We start from the raw sequence: 16,357 nt of genomic DNA, 5'->3' as shown, positions 1-16,357 counted from the left end.
GACGAATCCCATGTTCATGTCGCATAGCCTTGGCAAGCGCTTAAAGCGATTTTCAATTCCTGTGATTGCATCTCTTTGCTATCTGGCATTGACAGGGTGTACGCCGAATAACGACAACGACTGGCAGGGCTACGTGGAAGGCGAATATGTATACGTCGCCTCGTCGCAACCCGGGCGTCTCGATCACCTGTCGGTCCAACGCGGGCAGCAGGTGGCTTCAGGCGGACCATTGTTCATGCTGGAGTCGGGCGATGAAATCGCTGCCCAGCGCCAGGCGCAACGCCAGTTGAACGCAGCCCAGGCACAGCTGGCCGATATCCAGAGCGGCAGGCGTCCGCAGGAGCAAGAGGTTACGCGGGCACAGCTGGTGCAAGCCCAGGCCACTGCCACCAAGGCCGCGCTCCAGCTTAGCCGCGATCAGCTTCAGTTCCAGGCCGGCGGCATCGCTAAACAGCAACTCGACGATTCACGCGCCGCGGCCGAGACTGCGGCGGCACAGGTTAAGCAGTGGCAAAGCCAGTTGACGGTAGATCGCCTGCCAGGCCGCGACGCCCAGGTCCGCGCGCAACAGGCGCAGGTTGCGGCGGCGCAGGCGGTGTTGGATCAGGCGGACTGGAAACTGGCCCAAAAGACCGTGACGGCAACCCGCGGCGGCCTGGTATTCGATACCATGTACCGCGAAGGCGAATGGGTGGCTGCCGGCAATCCGGTGCTGCGCATGCTGCCGCCGGAAAATGTGAAAATCCGCTTCTTCGTACCGGAAACCACGCTCGGCCGGCTTAAGCTGAACCAGGCCGTGACGCTCGGTTGCGACGGCTGCCAGGCTAACGTGGCGGCGCATATTTCCTATATCTCGACCGAGTCGGAATATAACCCGCCTATCATTTACAGCAATCAGTCGCGCGCCAAACTGGTCTACATGATCGAGGCGCGCCCGGCGCCGGCCGACGCGCTCAAGCTGCACCCGGGGCAACCGGTTGAAGTGAGATTGCCATGACAGCGGACAGCACCGGCGCGGACAATGCCAACGGCGACCTGGTGGTGGACGTCGATCGCATCAACAAGCATTTCGGCAACAAGCACGTAGTGAGGGATCTTTCGCTACAGGTGCGGCGTGGCGAGATATTCGGCTTTCTCGGACCTAACGGCAGCGGCAAGACTACCTCGATCCGCATGATGTGCGGCTTGCTGACGCCTGATTCGGGCCACGGCACTTGCCTTGGCTTCGATATCATCAAGCAAAGCGACCAGATCAAGCGGCGGGTCGGTTACATGACGCAGAAATTTTCTTATTGGGATGATCTCAGCATCCGCGAGAACCTGGATTTTGTGGCCCGCATCTACGAAATGGAAAATCGCAAGGAAGTGGTCGATCAGAGCCTGGAAAAACTCGGGCTGAGCAGCCGTGCCAAGCAGCTGGCCGGCTCTCTTTCCGGCGGCTGGAAACAACGGCTGGCGCTGGCCGCCAGCATGCTGCATAAACCGCAACTGCTGTTGCTGGATGAGCCTACCGCCGGGGTCGATCCGGCGGCCCGGCGTGATTTCTGGGAAGAGCTGCACCGGCTGGCGGCGGAGGGCATCAGTGTCCTGGTCAGCACCCACTACATGGACGAGGCCGAACGTTGCCACAAACTGGCGTATCTGGCCTACGGCAAGTTGCTGGTGCAAGGCACAGCTGCCGAAGTGGTGGCCGGACAGGGCTTGACCACCTGGGCCATCTACAACAGCCGCAACGGCGATATTCACGATAACCAGCTGGTCGGCTTGTCCGGGCAACTGCATGACCAACCCGGGGTAGATCAACTGGTAGTGTTCGGCACTTCCCTGCATGTATGCGGCAAAGACGCCGCGCTGCTGGAGAAAACCCTGCGCCAGATGACCCAGGGACAGGATTTGCGCATGGAGTTGATCGACACCAGCCTGGAAGATGTCTTCATCTACATGATGAACCGCTCGACCGACAACTTCGGAGACCAGTCATGAGCAGGTTTTCGGGTTTATCGGGTTTATCGGGTTTATCGGGTTTATCTTTCTCTCGTTGGTGGAGCATCGTCCTCAAGGAATTCCTGCAACTGATGCGGGATCGCGTCACGGTGCGCATGATCACGGTGATTCCCATCATGCAGATGCTGCTGTTCGGCTTTGCCATCAACAGCGATCCGAAACACATGCCGACCGCCGTCATCAGCGCCGATCACAGCGAGTTCACGCGCACCTTCATCGCCGCCATGAAAGCGTCCGACTATTTCGATATCGTCGCCGAGCTGCCGAATGAGGCCGCCGCCCGCACCGCGCTGGCGCAGGGGAAAGTGCTGTTTGTATTGAATATTCCTGCCGATTTCACCCGCAACCTGCTGCGTGGCGAACGGCCGGCGCTGCTGGTGGAGGCCGACGCCACGGATCCTACTGCCACAGGCATGGCGTTGGCGGCCTTGCCGCAACTGGTGCAATCGGTGGCCGATAAGGATCTGCAAGGCCCGCTGGCTAAATTCAATGGCGGCAAGCCCGCTTTCGATGTACAGGTCCAGCGCTTGTACAACCCCGAAGGCGTCACTCAGTACAACGTCGTACCAGGCCTGATGGGTGTCATCCTGTCAATGACGATGGTAATGATGACCGGTTTGTCGATGACCCGCGAACGCGAGCGCGGCACCATGGAAAACCTGCTGGCGACACCGGTATCGCCGATCGAAGTCATGACCGGCAAGATCATGCCGTACATCGCCATCGGCCTGATCCAGGCCAGCATCATCCTGCTGGGGGCGCGGTTCATGTTTCATGTGCCGTTCGCCGGCAGCGTGGTTGCCATCTATCTGGCAGCGCTGCTGTTCATTGCGGCCAGCCTGACAGTCGGCATTACGCTGTCATCTATCGCGCAGAATCAGCTGCAGGCAATGCAGCTGACGATGTTTTATTTCCTGCCCAACATCCTGTTGTCTGGTTTCATGTTTCCATTCCAAGGCATGCCGAAATGGGCGCAATTCATAGGTAATCTGCTGCCGCTGACTTATTTCAACCGTCTGATACGCGGCATTCTGCTTAAAGGAAATGGTTGGGTCGATCTGTGGCCCAATGTCTGGCCGCTGATGCTGTTCACGGTCATCGTTATGGGAATCGCACTACGCTTTTATCGCCGTACGCTGGATTGAGGACATTGTGATGAGAGCCCATTTGATTCACGTGCACATGACGCCGCTTTGGTTGTTGCCGGTTATCGCTGGCTTGCTGAGCGCCTGTGCTGTCGGTCCGGATTTCAAAACGCCTGCAGCGCCTGCCGTGCAGCAGTACACATCGGGTACTCCGGTCACGGCGACCGTAGCAAGTGCCGGCGCCGGCGGCGTCGCCCAGCGGTTTGATCCGGCGATGGATATCCCGGCGCAATGGTGGGCGCTGTTTCATTCGCCGCAGCTGGATGCACTTGTACGTGAAGCTCTAGCCAACAGTCCTTTGATGGCGCAGGCTAAAGCCACCTTGCGCCAGGCCAGCGAAACCCTGAGCGGGCAGACCGGCGCCACTCGTTATCCGCAAATCGACCTGCAGCTGGGGAGCAAGCGCCAGCAGATCGATACAGCGGCTCTCGGCATTCCGAATGTGCCGCAGGCCGGACCGTTTACGCTGTACAACGCTGCGGTCGATGTGTCTTATACCGTAGACGCATTCGGCGCCAATACCCGCATGCTGGAAGGTTTACAGGCGCAAGTGCAGAATCAGGCTGATGAATTGCAAGCGATGCGGTTGACGCTTGCAGCCAATGTTGTGACCGCAGCCATCAGGCAAGCGTCGCTGCGCACCCAGATTGTCAGCAGCGAGCAAATGCTGCAGTTGCAGCACCAGCAGCTCGACATCATGGAGCAGCGCTTTGCCGCCGGCGGCATCGCCCGGCGGGATCTGAAAAACCAGCACACGCTGGTAGCGCAGAGCGAGGCCGCGTTGCCGGCCCTCAGGCAGCAACTGGCGCAAGTCAGCCATCAACTGGCGGTTTACCTGGGTAAAGCGCCGGCCCAGGTCGATGTGCAGCCGCTGGATTTGAATACGCTAACGCTGCCGGCTACCTTGCCGCTGAGCCTGCCCTCAGCACTGGCGCGCCAGCGTCCCGACATCCGGGCCGCAGAGGCGACGCTGCATCAGGCCAGCGCACAGGTCGGGGTGGCCATGGCCAATCTCTATCCGCAACTCACCATATCCGGCAGCGTGGGGGCGGAGCAGACACGTATTTCCGAGATTGCCAATAGCCTGAATGTCTGGAGCATCGGCATCAAATTGATGCAGCCGTTGTTCCATGGCGGCGAACTGCGCGCTAAAAAGCGTTCGGCGATTGCCGCCTACGATGCCGCCGCAGCAGGTTATCAGCAGACAGTATTGCAGGCGTTGCAGCAGGTAGCGGATTCCTTGCGGGCCCTGGAGAACGACGCCCGGGCTTTGCAGGCAAGAACGCAGGCAGCCGAGAACGCGGCGGACAGCTTGACGATCACACAGCGCCAGTATCAGGCCGGCGGTGTCAGCCATCTCAGTTTGCTGGATGCTCAGCGGCAGCGGATGCAAACCGATCTGGACCGGACGGTTGCGCAAGCGGCGCGATTTACCGACACGGCTGCATTGTTGCAGGCATTAGGCGGCGGCTGGTGGAATGCGTCAGATGCGGGGGGCGATTGCATTCAAGACTGCAAATGATGGCGCATGCGATCATTTGAACTCAAGCAAGCCGGGCAATTCCGATTTCAGAAAATCCACAAACGCCCGAACCGCCAGCGCCAGGCCGCGGCGTGACGGAAACAGCACCACCAGGTGGCCGGCCCTCGGCCGCCATTCCGGCAGCACCACTTTCAGTGTGCCCGCTGCCAGTTCGGCAGTGCAGGCATACAACGGCAACCCGGCCACGCCCATGCCGGCCAGGGTTGCTTCCTTAAGCATGGCTAAGTTATCGGTTTGCAATCTGAGCTTGCCGACCGGTATATGCTGGCGTGCATCATCCTGTCCCAGCAGGCGCCATGCGGCTTCGGCTTCGTTGATCGATCCGTAAAGCAGGGTGTCTGCCTTGGCGAGGCTTTCCAGATTGTCGATCGGGCCGGCCTGCGCCAGGTAAGACGGGCTCACCACCAGCGCCCAGCGTACCGAACAGAGGTTGGCCTGGATCAGGCTCGAAGATTCCTGTCCGACGCCGAGACCACGTACCACCACATCGATATTCTCTTCAATCAGATCGACGCTGCGATTGCTCGCCTGGATCATCAACCGCACCTTCGGATAGATCTGCATGAAGCGCGGCAGCAACTGCGCCAGCACAATGTCGGCGATGGCTACCGGGAGGCTGACCCGCACCACGCCGGTTGGCTGGTCCAGGCGCTTGCGTACGGCATCTTCGCCGGCATGCGCTTCCGCCACCATCGTCACGCAATGCCGATAGAGCTCCTGGCCGGCGTCGGTCAGGCTCATACGGCGGGAAGTGCGCTGCAGCAGCCGCGAACCTAGCCTTGCTTCCAATTGCGTGATGCGGCGCGAGATACGCGATTTCGGGATGCCGAGAGCGTCTCCTGCTGCTGTAAAGCCGTGTCGTTCCACTACCTGGACAAACAGGTAGAGGTCGTTCAGGTCGATAGATAGAGGATTCATAGGGAGATCTCGCCGATTGCGTCGTTGCTTAAGCTTATCGTTCTATGTGCGAAACGATAAGTTGTTATTTTGCGCCTTTTTCTACCATCGTTGCAATGTCATAATCCATCCCAGTCAGGAAACACCCCGAAAGACGACCAAAATCGCGTCAACCCTACAGGGGATTCACATGAACCATCGCAAATTTTTCCGCACCGGCACGATCGCCGCGTCAAGCCAACGGGGCATTTTAGAAAGGACATAACATGAACGACACACTGCACATCTCAGAAATCGTTGCTGGCCATGATATGAAAATCGGCCATGGTTTCAATGCGAAACACTTTGCGGAAAACGCTTTCCGTGGCCTGGTGGACCCGGTGATCATGGTCGATCATTTCCACATGACCGCGCCAACCTTCGATCCGCATCCGCATGCGGGCATATCGGCGGTGACCTATATGTTTGAAGACTCCACCAGCCCGCACGTGAATTACGATTCGCTCGGCAACCAGGGACCGATCCATCCGGGCGACCTGCACTGGTTTATTGCCGGCCGCGGGGCGGTACATACCGAGCAGCCGGAAGGCGAGAATCCGCATGTGCATGCCTTGCAGATTTTCGTCAATCTGCCTGCCGCCAAGAAGCTTATCGACCCGCACGCGGTGCACGTAGATAGCGCCGACATACCTGAATTCCGCGGTAATGGCGTACGGGTCAGGGTGGTGACAGGTGAGTCTCAGGGAGTGGTTTCGCCGGCGGTCCTGCCGGAACCGTTCACGTTGCTGGATGGTTTTCTGGAAACAGGCGCGGTCTTTGAGCATGTCGTGCCGGCCGGTTGGAACGCCATGGTCTACGCCGTGCAAGGCCGGTTAACTCTGAGCGCGGGTAGCGATGCCACGCGGCATGTGTTGCTGGAGGCGAGCGCGGTAGGCGTCGGCGGAGCGACAACGCTCAGGCTGGCGGCAGCCGGTTCTGCACATTTTGTCATCCTTTCCGGACCGGCTCTCAACGAGCCGTTGGTCAAGCATGGCCCGTTTGTGATGAATACGCGGGAGCAAATGAATGATCGTCTCCAGGCATATCAGCGTGGCGAGTTCGGGCGGCTGGAATTGCCTTCCTGATGATCACCAGGAGTTCTCCGAATCTCTAGATTGGGCCAGATGCGAATTGAAGCGTTGCGCAAGGAAATCGACAAAGGCGGTGACCTTGGCCGAAAGGTTCAGACGCTCGGGATAGACCGCAAAAATATCGGACGACGGCAGCATCCAGTCGTCCAGCACTAGGCGCAGCCGTCCCGAGCGGATATACGGCGCCACATCCCACTCCGAGCGCATCAATATGCCGTGTCCCGCAAGCGCCCATTCCAGCGCAGTCTCGCCATCGTTAGTGCTAAGCGTGCCACGCACCTTGATGGTCTCGTGGCGTTTGCCCTTGCTTAAATGCCAGCTGCCGTAGGCGGCATCGTTTTCCCGCAGCACGATGCAAGCGCGTTTTTGCAGGTCGCGCGGTGATGGCGGAGCCGCATGTTGAATCAAATAGGCTGGCGCTGCGCACAATAGCCGTCGGTTAGAGGCGATCTTACGCGCAATGATGCGGGCATCGGGCATTTCACCAATGCGAATGCCGATGTCGAAGGCCTGATCGGCGAGGTTCAAGGGGCGGTCGGAAAGCTGCAACTGGACCTCCACTTCCGGATAGCGCTTGCTGAATGCCGAGACAGCCGGGCCGATATGCTTGCGGCCGAAACCGAAACTGGCGTTGATGCGCAACAGTCCTTTCGGTATGGCCCTGCTGTTGCTGACGGTACGTTCCAGCGCTTCGATTTCGGCCAGGATACGTGTGCCATCGGCCAGGTAAATCTCTCCCTCATGAGTGACGCTCATGCTTCGGGTAGTCCGATTCATCAAACGCACGCCCAATCGCTGTTCTATATTCGCCAGTCTCTTGGTAACCGCCGGCGGCGTGACGCCGAGCTCACGGGCCAGCGCCGCGAGGCTGCCGGCTTTGACCAGGATGGCAAAAAAAGCGAGATCCGAGATTGTATTCATTCTTAACTTTAAAGAAATAATAGAGTTAATTCTAATGAATTATAAATCCTGGAGCTGGTTATACAATCGCTGTAAGCAAAAATGCGAGAGGGCGACAAATGTTTTCTGGATTCGAACACGGCATGGCCGACGTCAACGGCACACAGGTCAACTACATCCGCGGCGGCAGTGGCCCGGCACTGTTGTTGCTGCACGGGCATCCGCAAACGCATGTGATATGGCACAAGGTGGCGCAGCAGCTGGCCAGCCGGTTCACTGTGGTTGCGGCCGATTTGCGCGGTTATGGCGACAGCGGCAAACCGGCGGGACTGCCGGACCATAGTAATTATTCCAAACGCAGCATGGGCCAGGATCAGATCGACCTGATGGCGCAATTAGGTTTTCCGCAATTCCTGCTGATGGGGCATGACCGCGGAGGCCGGGTCGCGTATCGCATGGCGCTCGACCATCCGCATGCCGTCAGCAAGCTGGTATTGCTGGATATCGCACCGACGCTGGCGATGTACGAACAGACCGACATGACATTCGCCACCGCCTATTTTCATTGGTTCTTCCTGATCCGGCCGGCGCCTTTTCCCGAACTGTTGATCGGCTCCCATCCCGAGGAATACCTGAAACATACGATTGGCGGCCGCAGCGCCGGGCTGGCGCCGTTCACGCCGCAAGCGTACGCTGAGTATCTGCGTTGCCTCAGCGATCCGGCCACCATCCACGGCATCTGCGAGGACTATCGCGCCAGCGCTGGCATCGATCTGGAACATGAACGCCAGGATCTGGCAACTGGCCACAAGATCCAGTGTGAGACGCTGGTGTTGTGGGGCGCGCAGGGCGTCATCGAGAAATGTTTTAAGCCATTGCAAGAATGGCAGCATCTGGCCAGTAAGCTAAGCGGCAAGGCGCTGGCCTGCGGCCACTACATCCCCGAGGAAGCGCCGGATGCCTTGCTGGCTGAAGTTGTTCCATTTTTCACAGTCTGAGCGGGCGAGGCACACCATGGATAGTAATGTCTCGCAGCGTACGCTTTACAGGAAACTGGTGGATTCGCACACCGTCACCCGGCTCGATGAGCAGCACGTGCTGTTGTACGTCGACCTGCATATCATGAACGAATACACCAGCCCGCAAGCGTTCAGCGCCCTGCGCGAGAAGAATCGTAAAGTCTTGCGGCCGCGGCAGCAGCTGGCGGTAGTCTCGCACATCATCCCGACCCATCCGGTCAGCGTCGCCAGCCGTGTGATTATCGATCCGCCGTCGGCGCTACAGGCGAGCAACCTGAAGCGCAATTGCAGCGATTTCGGTATCAAACTGTTCGATACCAACCACGAACAGCAAGGTATCGAACACATCATTGCGCCCGAACATGGCTGGATCCGACCGGGCATGGTGGTGTTGTGCGGCGACAGCCACACCACGACGTATGGCGCACTGGGCGCGTTGGGATTCGGTGTCGGCACCTCAGAGGTGGAGCATATCCTGGCGACGCAAACCCTGGTTTACCGGCTGGCGCAAGACATGCATATCAAGGTCGACGGTGTACTTCCCGCAGGTACCTCGGTCAAGGATCTGATCTTGCTGATCATCGCCCGCATAGGCGCCCAGGGAGCGCGCGGCTATGCGGTGGAATTTTCGGGTTCGACGATTGCAGCGTTGTCGGCCGAGGCGCGGATGACTTTATGCAATATGGCGGTAGAGGCGGGAGCCAGGGCGGCCTTGATCCAGCCTGATCAAACCACTTTCGACTATATCAGGCAGCGAGCCGGCAATCTGGATCCGGACGAATTCAAGCAAGCGCTCGTGGATTGGATTGAACTCTATTCCGACGCGGATGCAGTCTTTGATGTCGAGCATGTGTTCTCTGCCGCGGAAGTCGCTCCGTTCGTGACTTGGGGCACCAGCCCCGATCAGGCGATGGCAGTCACTGCAATGACTCCTGATCCTGCATCGGCAGCCGATGAGCATGCCAGCGCCACTATTTCGCAAGCCTTGCAATATATGGGGCTGACCGCCGGAGAGGCGTTGCTTGGCTTGCCGATTGACCGGGTTTTCATAGGGTCGTGTACCAATGGCCGCATCGAGGATCTGCGTATCGCGGCGTCGATGATCAATGGCCGTCATGTCGCGCCAACGGTCAGGGCGATGGTAGTTCCCGGCTCGGGCGAGGTGCGGCGGCAGGCCGAACAGGAGGGTTTGGCGAAAATTTTCATCGATGCCGGTTTTGAATGGCGCCAGCCTGGATGTTCCATGTGCCTGGCGATGAACGATGATGTCCTGGCCCCGGGTGAACGCTGTGCTTCAACCACTAACCGCAATTTCGAAGGCCGTCAGGGCCGGGGCGGGCGCACCCATTTGATGAGTCCCGCCATGGCCGCGGCAGCCGCGATAAGCGGATGCATCAGCGATAGCCGCGCACTGGAGAATCCGCATGCATGACAAGACTCACATGACACACATAAACGGCATCGCAGCGCCGCTGCTGATCGACAACCTGGATACCGATCAGATCATGCCCAAGCAATTCCTGAGAATCATCACCAAGCAAGGGTTGGATAAAGGCGTGCTATTCGACTTGCGGTTTGATCCTGATGGTCGGCCCAAACCTGGTTTCGTACTGAATCGTGCTGAATACAAGAACGCAAACATTCTCATCGGCGGTCCTAATTTCGGATGTGGATCCAGTCGGGAACACGCGGTGTGGGGATTGCAGCAATTAGGTATCGAGGCGGTTATTGCACCCAGCTTCGGTGAAATATTCTTCAGCAATGCCTTGAACAATCGCTTGTTATTGATCGTGCTGGAACAAGAAAAGATCGCACTGTTACTGCAAGACCTGGTAATCGACAAACACTTGGATGTCGATCTGGTAAAGATGGAGATACGCTGTGTCTCCCATGTATTCGGTTTTTCGCTTGCGGCGCGACATAAGAAGATGATCGTGGAGGGCCTCGATATGGTGGGAGCGACGATGCAGTTGCTGCCGCAGATTGAAGTGTTCGAACAAAAGCACTATGCGGATTGTCCTTGGAGCCGAGTGTTGCTCAACGAGGCACTGCAGGTGGCTTCCGCCTGAGGATTTGAAGCAAGCGGGCACCACCGTCGAAGCCGCGGCAAGCCCCCGAGGCGATCAGACCGGTGACGGCAAGCATCGCCGCCGTGTGGACGCCGACGGCGGCGAGCGCCAGTATCATCGAGCCGGATGCCGTGATCTCTCGGGCTGGCGAGTCTCCCATGCAAAGCGGGACGAGCGCCGGCACCAACATCAATCCGGCGCCGTGTCCGGTGGCCATCATGAAAGACCAGAGCGCCAGCCCGGCATGGCCGGCGTGACCGGCCGGCGTGCGGGACCGTTTGTCTTTGCGCCCCGACAGGTGACACACCACCACGACGACAAGCAGCATGCCCGCCAAGACCTGAAATACGATGCGATCCATCGCCAGGCCAAGCGCCACTGCGGCCGCTACGAGCGCGACCGATGCGGCGTGCCCGACCCCGATCGGCACCAGGGCCCGCAACGCCTGTGACCGGTCGCGCGACCGTACGCCCCAGGCGGCGGCAAACATCCAGCCGGTGGCGGGATTGAGCCCGTGAAGGGCGCCGATCCCTGCCACCGCCAGCCATGGCCAAAAGCTCAGCATGATGTGCTCACGTGTTCAGGCAGCTCGCGTTTCAGACGTGCGCATCGCAACATGAGCCGGCTGTGGATGCCGGCTTCGCGGTCGCCCCTGACTCGTAGCGGTCGTGATGGCGTACCCATTCCATTTTGTGGGGCACGTCGTTCTCGTCGCGGCCCTTGGGGGTGAGGTCCATCATGGCGTACGCGCCGATCATGACTTCCACGCCACGGCCGTAGGTCGAATAGGTGTGGAAAATATCGCCTGCGTCGTCCTTGTAGAACACGCTGATGCCGGGCGCCTCCTCGGCCGGGAAGGACTGCATGCCGTAGTTGTAATAAATCTCGCCCTTAGCCATGTCTTCCGGCGTGAAGCTGACATCAAAGTCGTGGTTGAAATCGCTGCCATTCGAGGAGGCCCACCTGAACTGCCATCCCATGCGCTGGCGAAAGCGCTCGATATCGGCCAGCGGCGCACGCGAAATGGCCACCAGCGTGATGTCCCGATGCGCCAGGTGTACGTTCATGCCGTCGGTATGATCAGCCATGAACGAGCAGCTCGGGCAACCTTGTTCCCAGCCCGGGCCGAACATGAAATGCTGCACCAGCAGCTGGCGGCGGCCATCGAACAGCTCGGAGAGTGTGCGCCGGCCTTCGGAGGTGTCGAAAACGTAGTTCTTCTCGACGCGTTCCCACGGCAGTTCGCGGCGCTCGCGGGCAATCTGGTCATGCAGGTGTGTCAGTTCCTTTTCGCGCGCCAGCAGGGCCTTGCGCGCGCTCAGCCAGCGATCGCTGGAGACGACGGGGTGGTTCAAGGGCAACGGACGTGTTTCGGCAATGGTGGTATTCATGATGTTCTCCTTGGCTCGAAGAGCCGTTCTGGATTTTTCAATGTGCCTGGCCGACGGCGCTGGTGGCCAGGCGGTATGCGATCAGGATCTGACCGTTTTCGGGCGTCGTACGGCGCGGACCTTTCCGCTCCCGCCGCCGCCACAGTAAAAAAGATCCGCGCCATCGGACTCGAGTCCGCTGACGAATGTGCCGGGCGGCATCTCCAGTCGATCGAGCACAGCACCGTTCTCCGGATCGATGCGGCGGATTTCGCTCTCGTCGCCTTCCCATGTTCCGTGCCACAGCTCGCCGTCGACCCAGGTCACGCCGGTGACGAAGCGGTTGGACTCGATGGTACGGATGATTGCCCCGGTAGCCGGATCGATCTGGTGGATCTTGCGGTCGCGGTGCTGGCCCACCCACAAACTGCCCTCGGCCCAGGTGAGCCCCGAGTCGTTACCGTGGCCGGGCGCTGGGATGGATGCCAGCACGTTGCCGTTGGCGGGGTCGATCTTGTCGATGCGCTTCTCGGCGATCTGGTAAAGGTAGGTACCGTCGAAGGCGGTGCCGGCGTCGCAGGGGCACTCGAGCGTGCGCGTGGGTTCGCCGCTGCCGGGATCAAAGGCGATCAGCCTGGCCCCGGTGGCGGTCCAGACGCGCTGGCCATCGTGCGTCACGCCTGCCACACTATCGACGCCCGGGAAGGGGCCATATTCGCGCACGATCTCGGCTGTGCGAGTTGTTGCCTGGGGTTTGTCTTTGCGAGTGTTGCCGGGGTTGCTAGCGTTACTGGTCTTGCTGGTCATTGCTGGCTCCTTGTGGCGCGCTTCGGATCGGCGCCGTAAGTGAACTCTATTCCATCTGGAGTGAAGCGGGGAGTAACAAGATTGTCGTGAATCCGGCCAGCGGCGGCGACAGCCAGCGACGCGTCCGCGCCTGCCCGATCGAGCGCACCCGTCCGGCGGCCTCAAGCTCGACCAGCGCGCGCTGGACGGTGCGCTGACTGGCCCCCAGGGCCAGCGCCAGGGCCGAGGTCGACCAGGCCGCGCCATCGGCAAGCAGCGCCGCCAGCGATGCCTGATCGCCGTCGATGGGAGGCGCCAGTACGACAACGGCGCGTTCGCCGTGCGGCCTCAGGACGAAACCTCTGGCGGTGGCGTCGATATGCGCCAGCTCTGTGACGAGCGCGCGTAAGCGGCCGATCTCGACCCGCAGCCGGGCCCGATGCGACTCGTTGGAGTGGCGGGCGTGGAATGCACACTTGATCAAGGTTTCCCGATCAATATCGCCGGGCCACGCCTCGGCGAGTGCGCGCGCCAATGCGAACAGCACCGGCCGGCGCGCCAGCGGCCGCCACGTGGCGCCGATGCCGAGCCCACGACGGCAGGCGTCAATTACCAACGTGTCAGAGGCCAGGAGCGTTGCGACCTCGTCGAGGCGTAACACCTGCTCGGCGCCGGCGACGAAGCGGCGGGCAGCGGGGCGATCGAGAGCGCTCCGCGCCTCCTCTACCTCGGCCAGGAGCGCCGGTACACGTGCGCGACCGGCTGCCTCTTGCGCACGGGCGAGCGCCGCCCGCGCAGGTTCAATGCGCAGCGAGCGCAACGCCAGCTCCGCTGCAGTCAGTTCGGCCACAGCCGCCAGCGAAGGCGGCAGGCCATGTGTATTGAGTAGTGCCAGTGCCGCTTCGGCCTGGTCTAGTCGGCCAAGCAGCAAAAGCCTGCGCGCCTCGATCAGCCGTGCCTGCAGCGCGTTGGCATGGTCAGCGTGTGCCTCCAGCGTGGACAAGGCAGCCGCCAGCGAGCGTGGCGAGCTGCTGAGATCGCGCACGGCCAGCGCCACCTCAGCCTCGGCGACGATACAGCGAGCGCGCGCCAATTCCTCGTGCGCGCCGAAGCCGCGGGCAGCGCGCCGAAGAAGCTCACGGGCACGCGGATGCTCGCCGAGCTGGGCCATGGCAATACCGCGCAAGGCCAATGCCGGTGGGTCGTCGCGCAGGGCGACTCGTTTGAGAGCGCCGAGCGCATCGCCAGCGGCGAGGGCTCGTGCGGAAGCGGCGATCATGGAATCCATGCTGAGAGAATACAACGCCGCGCTGGTGTCGTGCCGCGTTTGTGATGTTTCCGGGTATCAGGCACGTTAACGCGCAAGCTCAGCCAGGGCCCTGCCGGAGCGAAGCTGAGGGAGGGACATCGGTGGAACGCCTTGTCGGGCGGTACTACTCGGCCGTAGTCGGGTCAATTATCGTGGTGACTTCGGAGACACGGTTTGCAGGGAAGCCCCCCTGCTGGGCATGTTCCTGAACCATCTCTTCGTTTGGCGCGATGTAGACGCAGTAGACCTTGTCGCCGGTAACATAACTTTGGAGCCATTGAATCTGTGGTCCCATCGTGTTTAGCACGCCGCACGACTTCTGCGAAATGGCTCGGAGTTCTTGCGGTGACAATTTCCCGGCCCCAGGAATTTCACGCTCAATTACGTACTTTGGCATAGCATTCCCCTCATGATGATTTCCGAGCGAGCACCACACTCGCCGGCCCCAACTCTTCACGCACGTCATGACATTCATTAGTTATACACCACGGCGGCAGATCGGGATTGTAAAAATTTCAGAGCATGCTGATGGGCAATAACTGCTTGCTTCATTATGAAATTCTTGGCTTAAATGCAACGCGCGGGCATGAGCCGGTTCGACGCAATCATCACAATTTGGCTACACTGGCAGTCCAAAAGGCAACTGAGCTTCTAATATGCAAAACATCTACCAGAATCGGCAATGGTTTTACGTCAAACGTCCGGAAGGACGTGTCAGCAACGAACACTACGAGCTGCGTGAAACCGAACTTGACGGCAATCTGTCCGCCAACGAAGTGATCCTGCGGGCCCGGATCGTCAGCGTCGATCCGTATATCCGCATCCAGCAGCACGAGCGCAATACCTACGACGTGCCGCATCCGTTGGGCATTGTCCAGCGGGCCGGCGTGGTGGGCGAAGTAGTGGCTTCCGCCAGTCCTCTGTTCCAGCCGGGCGACCGGGTCTCGGCTTACAGTGGCTGGCAACTCTATGCCCGCTGCCATCACAGCGAACTGACCAAACTTGATCCGAGTGCTGCGCCGGTATCGACTGCGCTGGGCGTGCTTGGCATGCCGGGACGCACCGCATGGTTCGGCTTGACCGAGGCCGGCCGCCCGCGTCCTGGCGACACCTTGCTGGTGTCGGGAGCTGCCGGTGCGGTTGGCTCGTTGGTTGCGCAGTTCGGCAAGCGCGCGGGATGCCGGGTTATCGGTATCGCCGGCGGCCCTGAAAAGTGCAAATTCCTTACCGAGACGCTGAAACTCGATGGCGCGGTCGACTATCGCGCGCACACCACTCCTGCAGCCCTGAGCTCGGCAATTCAAGCGGCTACCGGCGGCGTCGACATTTACTTCGACAACGTGGGCGGAATAATTACCGACGCCGTCATTCCACTGATCAAGCGGCGCGCCCGCATCATCATCTGCGGCGCGATCAGCCAGTACGACGGTGGGCTGGATACGCCTGATCTGGGGCCGCGTTTTTTACAGCACATGCTGTTTCAACGGGCAACCATCCAGGGCATCCTGGCGCGCGATTTCACCAATCGGATGGATGAGATGCTGGCTATCGTGGCGCCATGGGTGAAAAACGGCGAGATAGTGTTCCAGGAGACGTATATGGATGGCTTCGAGCAGCTACCGGAGGCGCTGAACAGTCTTTTCGAAGGAAAGAACATAGGTAAATTACTGGTTCGGGTCTGACAGCGTTCACATTGCATTGTGCTGTTGCGTGGCTAGACTGAACATCCGCAGGGATGACATGTCCGACGAATCGATCTGGGAAAACACAAATTTGCCGGACATTTTTGTATCTCAAAAGGAGATCGATCATGGTTAAGGTAGGTTTATTCGTTCGACTGGAAGTCAAGCCCGGAAAAGAGATTGATGTCGAGGCCTTTCTTCGCGACGGCTTGGCAGTTGTACAACAGGAGCCGGCGACGACGACTTGGTACGCCATCAAGCTGGGGCCGCTGACGTATGGCATTTTCGACACCTTTCCAGATGACGCCGGACGGCAAGCTCATCTCACCGGGCGCGTCGCGGCGGCTTTGATGGCGAGGTCTGCAGAACTGTTCTCGCAACCGCCGGCTATCGAAAAAATCGATATCCTTGCAGCCAAACAGTCACGATGAGTGATCCATCATGCTATCGCCGGAGCGTGCTCGTTCGCGCTCCGGGAGAGATGACTGGCACTCCTCAGATTT

Annotated in this window: 17 protein-coding genes; 10 read left to right on the top strand and 7 right to left on the bottom strand. The window is 59.9% G+C overall.

What is annotated here, in order from left to right; all coding sequences use genetic code 11:
• The first annotated feature begins 16 nt into the window (after nucleotides 1-16).
• From BM205_RS01180 to BM205_RS01165, 4 genes are read left to right on the top strand one after another with little or no spacing between them, the layout of a single operon-like run.
• A complete protein-coding gene (locus BM205_RS01180; protein ID WP_092412620.1) occupies nucleotides 17-997 on the top strand; it encodes an HlyD family secretion protein in 981 nt (326 codons plus the stop codon).
• Entirely contained in the window at nucleotides 994-1,983 is a 990-nt protein-coding gene (locus BM205_RS01175; RefSeq protein WP_092411848.1) for an ABC transporter ATP-binding protein, read from the top strand. The genes BM205_RS01180 and BM205_RS01175 overlap by 4 nt, the downstream gene beginning before the upstream one ends.
• Entirely contained in the window at nucleotides 1,980-3,149 is a 1,170-nt protein-coding gene (locus BM205_RS01170; RefSeq protein ID WP_092411847.1) for an ABC transporter permease, read from the top strand. The genes BM205_RS01175 and BM205_RS01170 overlap by 4 nt, the downstream gene beginning before the upstream one ends.
• A gap of 10 nt (nucleotides 3,150-3,159) precedes the next feature.
• Complete coding sequence (locus BM205_RS01165) at nucleotides 3,160-4,671, top strand: efflux transporter outer membrane subunit (RefSeq protein ID WP_092411846.1); 1,512 nt, start codon at nucleotides 3,160-3,162, stop codon at nucleotides 4,669-4,671.
• 12 nt (nucleotides 4,672-4,683) lie between these two features.
• Here BM205_RS01165 and BM205_RS01160 read toward each other — a convergent pair whose 3' ends face one another.
• On the bottom strand, nucleotides 4,684-5,610 hold the full coding sequence (locus BM205_RS01160; RefSeq protein WP_092411845.1) for a LysR substrate-binding domain-containing protein: 927 nt from the start codon (nucleotides 5,608-5,610) through the stop codon (nucleotides 4,684-4,686).
• A gap of 245 nt (nucleotides 5,611-5,855) precedes the next feature.
• On the opposite strand from BM205_RS01160, the gene BM205_RS01155 reads away from it, so the two are divergent.
• Complete coding sequence (locus BM205_RS01155) at nucleotides 5,856-6,713, top strand: pirin family protein (protein ID WP_254783678.1); 858 nt, start codon at nucleotides 5,856-5,858, stop codon at nucleotides 6,711-6,713.
• Nucleotides 6,714-6,716: 3 nt separating this feature from the next.
• On the opposite strand, the gene BM205_RS01150 is transcribed toward BM205_RS01155, so the two are convergent.
• Nucleotides 6,717-7,640 carry a LysR substrate-binding domain-containing protein gene (locus BM205_RS01150; RefSeq protein ID WP_092411844.1) on the bottom strand — a complete coding sequence of 308 codons (924 nt, stop codon included), beginning with the start codon at nucleotides 7,638-7,640 and terminating at the stop codon, nucleotides 6,717-6,719.
• A 98-nt stretch (nucleotides 7,641-7,738) separates the two neighbouring features.
• Between BM205_RS01150 and BM205_RS01145 the strand changes: the two genes are divergently transcribed.
• Genes BM205_RS01145 through leuD form a run of 3 tightly spaced genes read left to right on the top strand, consistent with a single transcriptional unit; the run spans nucleotide 7,739 to nucleotide 10,707 of the window.
• A complete protein-coding gene (locus BM205_RS01145) occupies nucleotides 7,739-8,617 on the top strand; it encodes an alpha/beta fold hydrolase (RefSeq protein ID WP_092411843.1) in 879 nt (292 codons plus the stop codon).
• A 16-nt stretch (nucleotides 8,618-8,633) separates the two neighbouring features.
• Nucleotides 8,634-10,070: a 3-isopropylmalate dehydratase large subunit gene (gene leuC, locus BM205_RS01140; RefSeq protein WP_092411842.1), complete on the top strand. Its 1,437-nt coding sequence runs from the start codon at nucleotides 8,634-8,636 to the stop codon at nucleotides 10,068-10,070.
• 10 nt (nucleotides 10,071-10,080) lie between these two features.
• Nucleotides 10,081-10,707: a 3-isopropylmalate dehydratase small subunit gene (gene leuD / locus BM205_RS01135; protein WP_092412616.1), complete on the top strand. Its 627-nt coding sequence runs from the start codon at nucleotides 10,081-10,083 to the stop codon at nucleotides 10,705-10,707.
• Here leuD and BM205_RS01130 read toward each other — a convergent pair.
• The 5 genes from BM205_RS01130 to BM205_RS01110 form a co-directional block, all read right to left on the bottom strand.
• Entirely contained in the window at nucleotides 10,676-11,272 is a 597-nt protein-coding gene (locus tag BM205_RS01130) for a hypothetical protein (protein WP_092411841.1), read from the bottom strand. The two genes, leuD and BM205_RS01130, sit on opposite strands and share 32 nt — an antisense overlap.
• A 31-nt stretch (nucleotides 11,273-11,303) precedes the next feature.
• Nucleotides 11,304-12,098 carry a DUF899 domain-containing protein gene (locus tag BM205_RS01125; RefSeq protein WP_092411840.1) on the bottom strand — a complete coding sequence of 265 codons (795 nt, stop codon included), beginning with the start codon at nucleotides 12,096-12,098 and terminating at the stop codon, nucleotides 11,304-11,306.
• A gap of 81 nt (nucleotides 12,099-12,179) precedes the next feature.
• Nucleotides 12,180-12,884 carry a glutaminyl-peptide cyclotransferase gene (locus BM205_RS01120; RefSeq protein ID WP_092411839.1) on the bottom strand — a complete coding sequence of 235 codons (705 nt, stop codon included), beginning with the start codon at nucleotides 12,882-12,884 and terminating at the stop codon, nucleotides 12,180-12,182.
• 46 nt (nucleotides 12,885-12,930) lie between these two features.
• Nucleotides 12,931-14,151: a helix-turn-helix domain-containing protein gene (locus BM205_RS01115; protein ID WP_092411838.1), complete on the bottom strand. Its 1,221-nt coding sequence runs from the start codon at nucleotides 14,149-14,151 to the stop codon at nucleotides 12,931-12,933.
• A 145-nt stretch (nucleotides 14,152-14,296) separates the two neighbouring features.
• Nucleotides 14,297-14,569: a DUF4242 domain-containing protein gene (locus BM205_RS01110; RefSeq protein WP_092411837.1), complete on the bottom strand. Its 273-nt coding sequence runs from the start codon at nucleotides 14,567-14,569 to the stop codon at nucleotides 14,297-14,299.
• A gap of 259 nt (nucleotides 14,570-14,828) precedes the next feature.
• Here BM205_RS01110 and BM205_RS01105 point away from each other — a divergent pair, with 259 nt between their 5' ends.
• Together BM205_RS01105 and BM205_RS01100 are read left to right on the top strand one after the other, a co-directional pair.
• Nucleotides 14,829-15,854 carry an NADP-dependent oxidoreductase gene (locus tag BM205_RS01105; protein ID WP_092411836.1) on the top strand — a complete coding sequence of 342 codons (1,026 nt, stop codon included), beginning with the start codon at nucleotides 14,829-14,831 and terminating at the stop codon, nucleotides 15,852-15,854.
• Between the two features lie 128 nt (nucleotides 15,855-15,982).
• Nucleotides 15,983-16,285 carry a putative quinol monooxygenase gene (locus BM205_RS01100; protein ID WP_092411835.1) on the top strand — a complete coding sequence of 101 codons (303 nt, stop codon included), beginning with the start codon at nucleotides 15,983-15,985 and terminating at the stop codon, nucleotides 16,283-16,285.
• The last annotated feature ends 72 nt before the right edge of the window (nucleotides 16,286-16,357 follow it).

Source organism: Collimonas sp. OK307 (assembly GCF_900113705.1).
Lineage (GTDB): Bacteria > Pseudomonadota > Gammaproteobacteria > Burkholderiales > Burkholderiaceae_D > Collimonas.
Note: the sequence above shows the minus strand (reverse complement) of the source record. Positions and strands in the feature narration are given on the sequence as shown.